Genomic DNA, 2781 nt, shown 5'->3' on the forward strand with positions numbered 1-2781 from the left:
GTCCCCCATCGCCAGAGCACCAGCAGCGAGACGGCGTTGGCCAGCCCCAGGCGGGCCCCCGGCACTGGAAAGGGAGGCAGCAGGGCCTCGATGGCGTGCAGCGCAAGCGAGAGGGCCAGCAGCAGCGAGAAGAGCGCCAGATCCCGAACCCGTGGGCCGTGGCTCACGGGCCCTTCACCTGCCGCACGTTCAGGTGCTCGTCCACGAGGATGGCTTCGGCGCCCGGCCAGCTGCGGATGATCGTCTCGCCCTTCTCGGGACCCAACACCATGACGGCGGTCGCCAGCGCGTCGGCCACGGTCGCTGACCGGTGGATCACGGTGACGCTGACAAGCCCCCGCGCCGGCCAGCCCGTGAAGGGATGGATCACGTGGCCAAAACGGCTCCCCTGGTACTCGAAGCAGCGCTCGTAGTCCCCCGAGGTGGCGGCGGCCCTGTCCTCGAGAAGCACGGTGGCCACCAGGCGATCCTGGAATCGGGGGTGGCGGACTCCAACACGCCAGGGCCCGGATCCTGCCGTCCGGTTGGCGCCTTGCGGCCCGGACGGCCGCGTCCCGATGGCCACGATCTCTCCCCCAACGTCCACCAGGGCGGACTTCACGCCGTGTGCCCGGAGCACGGCTGCGGCGCGTTCGGCTCCGTAACCCTGCGCAATGGCGCCAAGGTCCAGCACCATTCCGGGCCGGGCGAGCCCGACCCACGCCTCCCCGTCTCGCCTCTCGACCTTGACGTCCCGGTAGTTCACCAGCCGCCTGGCACGCTCGATGGCGGCCTGCTCCGGTGGGCGGGCTGGACGCCTGCGTTCGAACTCCGAGCCGAAGCCCCACGCGTCCACCAGGGGGCCAACGGTCGGGTCGAACGCGCCACCCGTGCGTTCTGCGATCTTGAGCGCGAGTTCGACAAGTTGAGCGACCTCTTGGGGGACGGGCACCCTGGCGCGCCCGGCCTGAGCGTTGACGGCAGCAACGGCGCTTCCGGGGTAAAACCGGTCAAGCAGCGAGTCGAGCCGGTCCAGCTCCTGGAGCGCCGCGGCGGCGGCTCTGTCAGCCCCCGGCCCGGCCGCCGTGATCCGGACGAAGCTGCCCATCGCGAAGCCTGCCCGGAAGACGACGGGCGCCTCGCCGGAGGCTTCGCGCCGCTCCCGGGCCGGGACAGCAGGAGCGGCCGGTGGGGCGAGGGCAGCTTCGCCGGCGGCCCCAGAATGCCAGCGCAGCGCCAGCGATCCGGCCGCTGCCATTACGACGGCTCCGAGCGCGGCGGGCAGCCAAGCCGGCACGCGCCTCACGTCTGCTCAGGCCCCGTCCCCGGCGCGAACGGCGACCGGCACCTCGATGGGGGCCGGCACAATGACGATGCAGCGCGTCGGGCACTTCTCGGCGCATCGCCCGCAATGGCTGCACATATCAGGATCGATGGCCGCCAGGTTGTCCACCACGTGAATGGCGTCCGGGTCGCATGCCCGCTCGCATATCCGGCACCCGATGCAGCCGGCCTCGCAGACCTGCCGTACGAACTTCCCCGGCATCGCCGACACGCACCGCACGTACGACGCCGATGCGGGCAGCACCCGGATGGCCCCCCTGGGGCAGCTCAGTTCGCACAGCCCGCATCCCGTGCACTTCTCCTCGTCCACCTCAGGAAGCCCATCGGGCCCCATCGCCAGCGCCCCGAACGGGCACGCCGCAACGCAGCTCCCGTATCCGAGGCACCCATGCGGGCACGCTTTCGGCCCGCCCGTCACGGCGTCGGCGGCCCGGCAGTCGGGCACCCCGTTGTAGACGGCCCGCGCCGCGGCCTTCTCGCGGTCCCCGCCGCACAGCACCCGCGCCACGCGCCGCCCGGCCACCTCGACGTTCTGCCCCAGGATGCGCGCCAGCCGCTCGGCCACGGGGTCGCCGCCCGCCCGGCACCCGTTCATCGGCGCGCGCTGCCCCACCAGGGCTCGCGCAAACGCCGAGCAGCCCGAAAAGCCGCACGCACCGCAGTTGGCGCCCGGCAGGCTTTCCACCACCTGCCCCAGCCGGGGGTCTTCCTGCACCTTCAAAAAGCGGCCGGCAACCACGAGCCCGATACCGAACAGCAGGCCGAGTGACCCGAGCAGGACGGCGGCCCGCAGAATTCCGTCAACCATTGGCCGCGGCTCCTCTCAAAGGGGCACCAGCCCCGCGAAGCCCATGAACGACAGAGATAGAAGCCCGGCAATGACCAGCGCCAGCCCCGTTCCCTCGAACGCCCTGGGAAGGGGGGCGTACGCCAGCTCCTCCCGGATGCCCGCCATGAGCAGCAGCGCCAGCGTGAAGCCGAGCCCCGTCCCGAGCCCGAACACCGCCGTCTCGCCAAGCCCGTACGAGCTGTTGGAAGCCGTCAGCGCCAGACCGAGGACGGCGCAGTTGGTGGTGATGAGCGCCAGGTAAATCCCGAACGCCTCATACAGCTTCCGGTTGGTCTTGCGGACGACCATCTCCAGGAACTGCACGAACACCGCGATGACCAGGATGAACGCCAGCGTGCGCAGGTACCCCAGCCGCATCGGGATCAGCAGGAACCGGTCCACCAGCCACGTGACCACGCCGGCGCCCACCAGCACGAAGGTCGTGGCCAGTCCCATGCTGGCCCCCGTCTTGATGCTGCGGCTCATGCCGAGGAACGGGCACGTGCCGAGGAAGCGCACCAGCACGACGTTGTTGACCAGCGCCGAACCGATCAGTAGCAGAAGCCACTTCACCGCCCGCCACCCCCTGCGCGGCAGGCCGCCGCGGCCTGCGGCGGGGGCGGGGCGGC

At 71.3% G+C, this 2781-nt stretch carries 4 protein-coding genes; all 4 read right to left on the reverse strand.

From position 1 onward, the window contains the following. The coding region (locus AB1609_20260) for a Gx transporter family protein (protein ID MEW6048777.1) at window positions 1–167 on the reverse strand (167 nt) is incomplete at its 3' end. Then, complete coding sequence (locus tag AB1609_20265) at window positions 164–1285, reverse strand: FAD:protein FMN transferase (protein ID MEW6048778.1); 1122 nt, start codon at window positions 1283–1285, stop codon at window positions 164–166. The genes AB1609_20265 and AB1609_20260, both read right to left, overlap by 4 nt. Before the next feature lie 6 nt (window positions 1286–1291). Further along, complete coding sequence (locus tag AB1609_20270) at window positions 1292–2131, reverse strand: RnfABCDGE type electron transport complex subunit B (protein ID MEW6048779.1); 840 nt, start codon at window positions 2129–2131, stop codon at window positions 1292–1294. A gap of 15 nt (window positions 2132–2146) precedes the next feature. After that, window positions 2147–2725, reverse strand: coding sequence for an electron transport complex subunit RsxA (gene rsxA, locus AB1609_20275; protein MEW6048780.1), 579 nt, complete (start codon window positions 2723–2725; stop codon window positions 2147–2149). Window positions 2726–2781: the final 56 nt, after the last annotated feature.

Source organism: Bacillota bacterium (assembly GCA_040754675.1).
Classification (GTDB): Bacteria; Bacillota; Limnochordia; order Limnochordales; family Geochordaceae; genus Geochorda.